Raw genomic sequence first — 6,545 nt, 5'->3', positions numbered from 1 at the left:
CAAAATCGGACTTTTTGAACTACCAGATTAAATAAATGTTCAAAACGACTGAATTTCAGCACCGAGAAGGTTGGATGAAGCTAGGTTATGAGGAGCGGAGCGTACGAAGTGGGTACGTGAGCACCGGAAGAACCGGGTGAATTCAAAATTCGATGTCGAGTCACTTCTTGATTCGCTTCGTGATCAAATTCAGACTTTTTGAACTACCTTGCATAGGAGGTTACGACGATGAACAGAAAACTAATTGTATCAGGAACGCTGGTTCTTCTGCTCGTCCTGAGTACCGGTTGCGGACAAAAGCCGCAGGTTTCCCCATCTAATGGTGTTACTCAGGAGCAGGTGGGAGCCGATGGAAATAGCGATTCGCAGAGCCCAGATAATGAGCAGGGAAGCAATAACGGGCAAGGTCATGCCGGTGATTCAGATTCAGGGCAATCAGGCAATGGAGCTAACCAGGAAACTGGGGGAAACTCGGTGAATGAGAAGAAAACAGCAAAGATCGAGACTTATTTCAGCGATGACCAGATGCTTGAATTGCAAAAAGTAGAGCAACAAATCACCTATACAAGTGATGAGGATAAGTATTTGGCGGCGCTAAAAGCTCTGCAAAGCACGCAGGATCAAAAGCTATTCCCGTTGTGGGGAAAAGCCGTGTTCAACTCTGCCAAACTGCAAAATGGTAAAGTTGCTGTAGATTTGTCTTTGCCGAATGAAGCAAGGCTCGGCGCTGGGGGCGAAGCGATGGCTCTTGACGCGCTTAAACAAACTCTTTTCCAATTCTCTGAAGTGAAATCAATCCAGCTGCTCGTTGACGGTCAGCAAGTGGATACACTGATGGGTCATGTGGAGCTTGAACAGCCGCTGACAAGAAATTAGCCAAAATTGGAGGAACTAGGGTACCTTCTGTCGAATAGAAATCTATAGAAGTTGAGTTCAAAGGGCCGGTTTTCCTAATTAAAAGAAGCTTTATTGATCAACCTCTAGAGATTATTTTGTAGAAAGGGAGAATTTAATGTCATCATATAAACGCAAGTTTCAACGGAATATGAACAGAGCGGTATCTACGGTGCTAGCTACAGCATTATGTCTGGGAGGAGGCGCAGCAGCCTTTGCGGATGGAGTACAGGAAGATGCTTCCCAAGTGCAAACGCAAAATACTTCCTCCATTCAATTATTTACTGATGTAAAGAGCGGCTTCTGGGCGGAGAAGCATATTTATAAATTAGCTTCCGAAGGAATTATTCTCGGCGATGCCGGGAAATTCCGTCCGGGAGACAGCGTTACCCAGCAAGAAGCAATTACTATGGCGATTCGCTTCATGAATTTGAATTCGAAACTGGGCAGCGGTGAAAATGCGCCTAAGGAATTGGCGGTTGGCAATTACTTCAAACCGTACGTCGAGCTGGCTCTCCAGGAGAAGCTGATCGACAAGGCTGAGGAAATCACCAGCATCCGGGAGAAGGAAGAATGGGGCAAGAAGCCAGCTTCCCGTGAGTGGATCGCGAAAATTCTAGTGCGTGCCCTGGATAAAGAAGCAGAAGCCAAAGCTGCTGCGGGAACTTCGACCGGCTTCGCCGATGAGAGCAGCATCTCGGCAACGGCTCGCGGCTATGTTAATGTAGCCGTTCAACTCGACCTTACAAAAGGGGTTGAAGGTAATAAATTCGATCCGCGCGGCAATGTGACTCGTGCGCAACTCGCTACCTTTTTCAGCCGCGGCGGAGAACATGTGAATCCGGGTTATGACAACGTATATGAAGGTATCGTTACTTCGTTGAAGGATGACAGCCTGACCTTGTTTGTGAACGGTACGACAAGAACCTTCAAGCTGGATAACCGTTCAGCATACTTTACGAAGGATACAGAAACGGCAGCATCCAAGTCAGCTATACAGCTGTATACGAAGGTGCTCGTTGTAGATAAAGTCGGATCGGCCGCTTATGTTGAGGTGCGGGATGCCAGTCAACAGCTTGAGAAGACGGAAGGAACGCTGCTTAGAGTGCTTAGCGGTAACCGGATGTTATTATTGGTGAACAATGATTCCGTGACTTATACTTATGACGCAAATACCATGTTCCTTGATCAAAACGGAAATACAATCGCACCGGATAACCTGACTCCGGACAGTACGGTAGAAATTCAACGCGAGACGTTCACAGCGGAGAAGAAGCCGATTATCGTACAGGTTAAATCGGCGATCGTGAACAAGAGCGGAAATGGCATCGTGGAAGATTTTGATCTGACCAAGAAGACGATCAAGATCAGAGAAGCTTCCGGCACGGAAGAGACTTTCAAATACGATGACAGCACCATTATTCTCTATCAGGATCAAGTGCTGAACAACCTTGGCGAACTGCAAAAGGGTGCTGCGGTTGAATTCACAGTGAAGAATAATGTGCTGACCAAGCTCGAAGTCACACAAGGTATCGAGCGTACAGTCACAGGCACGCTTCTTAGCATTGAAGGGAAGTCGTTGATCAGCTTCACAAATGCGAACGGCAAGGACGAGATCAAACGTCTTGTGGAGAAGCCGCTTATCGTAATCAACGGGATTGCTGAGCCAACGCTTGATGATCTGATCGCTGACGTCAAAGGCGGAGACAAGGTCAAGCTAACGATCAATCCTGAAGAGCAGGTTACGAAGATCGAAGTAACCGGCCGTCAGTCCGAATCCGTTGGCGCCGTATCGGTCGTTAAATATGAGCCTAAATACAAAGCTCTGATGGTCGTCGATTCCGCAAAGAAGGTACATGCGTTCACATTGGATGAGAAGACTAAGGTCGAATACAATACCGCTACACCAACGCTTGCCGGGGCAGAAGCTCTGTTGACCGAAGGAAGAAAGATCAATTTGACTTACATCGGGGACCGTGTGCTTGCCCTGCAGGTCATTTACAAATATGACGGAACCTATGTATCAACAGATACGACCAAGAAGAGTATAACGATTCTGCAGGCTGATGGTAATAAGATTGAAGTGCCATACCAAGGCGCATCTCCATCGGTATCCATCTATGGAGTTAGCAATGCCAGCCTGTCGAATCTGAAAGCAGGAGATCCTGTGACGGCCATTCTGAGCACCAATCAGGATGCGCTGCAGACACTGGCTGTCAAGAAAAATGTTCAGTTCGAGATTTCGAATGTGAATGTAACCAACAGCCGGATCAGAGCTGTGGCGAATGGCATTTCTGATGAGTTCTACGTTGACCAGGCGACCCTGTTCGGGGAGAACGGTGTCGCGATTAAAGTTAACGAGCTGAAGGTAGGCCAGACCATTAATGTTAGCTTCAGCGGGCGTACAGCCACTTCTCTGCAAGTTGTGAAATTGTCGCTTGGCAAGGTGGACCAAGTGGATGGCTCTGTACTGAAATTGAAAAAATTCGATGGTACGAGTGAGACATTTTCACTGGGCAGCGGCGTGAAGGTAGTCCGTAATGGGTCTGCAAGCTCCGGCAGTTCCAGCCTGAATACCTCGGATCATGTGGAGGTTCGCAAGGACACGGATGGCACGCTGCTGGTCAAAGTATTGACTTCGATGGAGCGCCAAGTGTCACGTTACAACACGTTGACCAAGGAGCTTTCCGTACTCAGATCGAGCGTGGCGGATAACAATTATCGCTTCCCGATTACAGATGATATATATATTCACCAAGGTGACACGACTTTGTCCGTGCAATCACTGAAGGAAAATGATAAAATTGTTCTGTATTTCAATGGCGACAAGTTGATTGAGATCGAAAAACAATAATCGTTTTCGTGAGAAGAACCGTCTTGATGCGGGATGTTTCCCGGATCAGGACGGTTTTTTAACCGTTAATGCGGCTGAATGACCTTAGGAAAGCAGGTGAAGAGATGAAAGCTGAGGCGGTTCGTCATATTTTGGACAGTATCGCCGTTATGTTCCCGGATGCTCACTGCGAGCTGAAGCACAGCAATCCGTTCGAACTGACCATCGCCGTTCTGTTGTCTGCGCAATGTACGGACGCTACCGTCAATAAAGTAACGGCTGATTTGTTTCAGAAATATAAAACGCCAGAGGATTATGTCTCTGTCCCGCCTGAGGAGCTGGAGCAGGACATCCGGCGGATCGGTCTGTTCCGCAGCAAGGCCAAGCATATTCAGAGCTTGTGCAAAATATTGATTGAGCAGTACAATAGCAAAGTACCGAGTGACTATAATAAGCTTGTTCAATTGCCTGGTGTTGGCAGAAAGACGGCGAACGTTGTCATTTCGAATGCTTTTGGCGTACCTGCCATAGCGGTGGACACGCATGTGGAACGCGTCAGCAAGAGGCTTGGACTGGCTGGTTGGAATGATTCCGTGCTAGAGGTCGAGAAGAAATTGATGAAGCAGGTTCCGAAGGAAGAATGGACCGTGACTCATCATCGTCTGATCTTTTTCGGCCGATATCATTGCAAGGCTCAAAATCCGGCTTGTGCCGGTTGCCCGCTGCTGGATGTATGCCGCGAAGGAAAAAAGCGTATGAAAAAGTCACAACTTAGCAAGGATAGAGATAAGTGACGAAACCAGATTAAGATAGTGAGGATGAGAACCAAGATGAAGTGTATTTCTGTCTATACTGACAACTTTGAGCAATTTTCCGATGTATTTGAACAAGTGATGGAAATGAACCTGAAGGAAAATGATGAATTGGAGCTGGAGGGACTTACTGTTAGCGATTCCGGTGAAGTTCCAGCGCATTATCTTGAGCGCATGGCTGTGAAGCCGGAAGTCGTTGTGATGAAGGACCGCCATAAAGGTGTGATGATTCTCCAACATGGCAAAGTGTTCGAAATTCTGATCCCAACGGAGACGGATCTGCTTGAGAACGCAGAAGAGAGCGCTACTGTATAGCTGCTGTAAAGTTACCTATATAATAGAATGCGTGATGGCTGAGCGGGTGAGATATTCCCTGTTCGGCCTTTTTTGTCCCGATGTTAAATGGCGATATAACGTGTAAAAAAGGCGAGAAAAGTTGGGTTGAGGATGTGATCGTTTCAATTTATATAGATAAAAGAAGGAAATCATACATAAATTCGATTGATTGCAAATGAAGGCTTCCATGTGATGAACATGTAGGGTAAAATGTATGTATTTCGAAAGGGATAGAGTCAAATTGAACTGTCCCGTTTAATAAATTTGCTCAAAAGGTCCGGTACTCCTTGATTGACTTCGTGAATAAAAGGGATTTTTTGAACTACCCACTATAAGGAGAATTATTTCAATGGAAACGATTACAGATAGACAAGGCAGCAACCTGAGCAATCGCCTTGTCCGACTTGGTGAATGGTACAAGAGCCAAGCTGATGGAGTAGCATCCGGAGAAATCGAAGATCTCCTGCATAAGCTGGCAGCCGATGAGTTGACCCTGGCTTTTTGCGGCCATTTCTCTGCTGGTAAATCGAGCTTGATCAATATGCTCTGCGGGAAGCAGGTGCTGTCATCCGGACCAATTCCGACGACGGCGAATATCGCTGCGCTGCGAAACGGAGCTCCGCAGGTCAGGCTAACCAAGGTCGAGAGTGAAGCCGGTAGTAATAAGGAGTTTATTACCCTTGCTCCGACTGAGTTGGACAAATATTGTCGTGACGGAAATACATATGCAATGATTGAAATTTGGGATGAGATCCAGCTGCTTGAAAATAGAGGCGTGCTGCTTGATACTCCCGGCGTCGATTCAGGGGAAGCTGCACATATGGTAGCTACGAATTCCGCGCTGCATTTGGCGGATGTAGTATTCTATGTCATGGACTATAACCATGTGCTCTCTGAGAGCAATCTTTCTTTTGCCAGACGCCTGGCGGATTGGGGCAAACCGCTGTATTTGGTAGTGAATCAGATCGATAAGCATCGGGAGAATGAACTGACCTTTGCCGATTATCGCAAGTCTGTCGAGCAGGCCTTTGAGCTATGGGGGATTGTGCCAGCCGGTGTATTCCATATCTCGCTTAAGGAGCTTGGGCATCCGTTAAACATGCTTGAGCGGCTTACGGAGACGATCGTTCATTTGCAGCATAGCCGTACAGAACTGCTTGAGTATAGCATTAACTGTTCGATCCGTTATGGTGCGGAGCAGTTCATTGCGCGTGCCATAACCGAGGGAGAAGAACGGGAGCAGGAGCTGCTGGAGCTTGTCGGCGGAGAGGCGGCCATGCAGTTTATCGCAGATGAACTATCAGCGTTTGAACAGGATGCAGAACGCTATGATGAACAGATTGCCTACACGAAATGGGTAGCAGAGCTTGATTCTCTGTTGAATAATTCTTATATTATGAATCCGTCCTTGCGAGCCGCGGCAGAAGCTTATCTGGAGAGCCGCCGTCCGGAATTCAAGACCGGATTCCTGTTCCACCGCGGCAAGACGCAGCGTGAGCAGGAACGGCGCAAGCAATTCTTCCTGGCGAAGCTTGGGGAACAGACGGCTGCGCAGGTAGACTGGCATGTGCGCGATTTGCTTCGCAAACTGGGCCGGGGGTTCGATGCCTGGGATGCAAGGTGGGAGCAGCAGCTCGACGAGCGTCTGCCGCAGCTGGAAGAGTCATGGA

At 47.7% G+C, this 6,545-nt stretch carries 5 protein-coding genes; all 5 read left to right on the top strand.

Translation table 11 applies throughout. The annotated features are described in order from the left end of the window. Positions 1-228 precede the first annotated feature (228 nt). Positions 229-876, top strand: a complete 648-nt coding sequence (locus BN1360_RS20205) for a GerMN domain-containing protein (protein WP_068781672.1) — start codon at positions 229-231, stop codon at positions 874-876. A 136-nt stretch (positions 877-1,012) separates the two neighbouring features. After that, positions 1,013-3,748 (top strand): S-layer homology domain-containing protein, encoded by a 2,736-nt coding sequence (locus BN1360_RS20200; protein ID WP_068781671.1) that lies wholly within the window; start codon positions 1,013-1,015, stop codon positions 3,746-3,748. Positions 3,749-3,852: 104 nt separating this feature from the next. Further along, a complete protein-coding gene (gene nth / locus BN1360_RS20195) occupies positions 3,853-4,521 on the top strand; it encodes an endonuclease III (protein WP_068781673.1) in 669 nt (222 codons plus the stop codon). A 36-nt stretch (positions 4,522-4,557) separates the two neighbouring features. After that, positions 4,558-4,854, top strand: a complete 297-nt coding sequence (locus tag BN1360_RS20190; protein ID WP_068781670.1) for an NAD/NADP transhydrogenase alpha subunit — start codon at positions 4,558-4,560, stop codon at positions 4,852-4,854. Between the two features lie 370 nt (positions 4,855-5,224). Further along, positions 5,225-6,545, top strand: a 1,321-nt coding sequence (locus tag BN1360_RS20185) for a dynamin family protein (RefSeq protein ID WP_195714288.1), incomplete at its 3' end; no start/stop codon positions are given.

Source organism: Paenibacillus sp. GM2, from assembly GCF_900069005.2.
GTDB lineage: Bacteria > Bacillota > Bacilli > Paenibacillales > Paenibacillaceae > Fontibacillus.
This window is presented reverse-complemented; position numbering and strand designations above follow the sequence as displayed.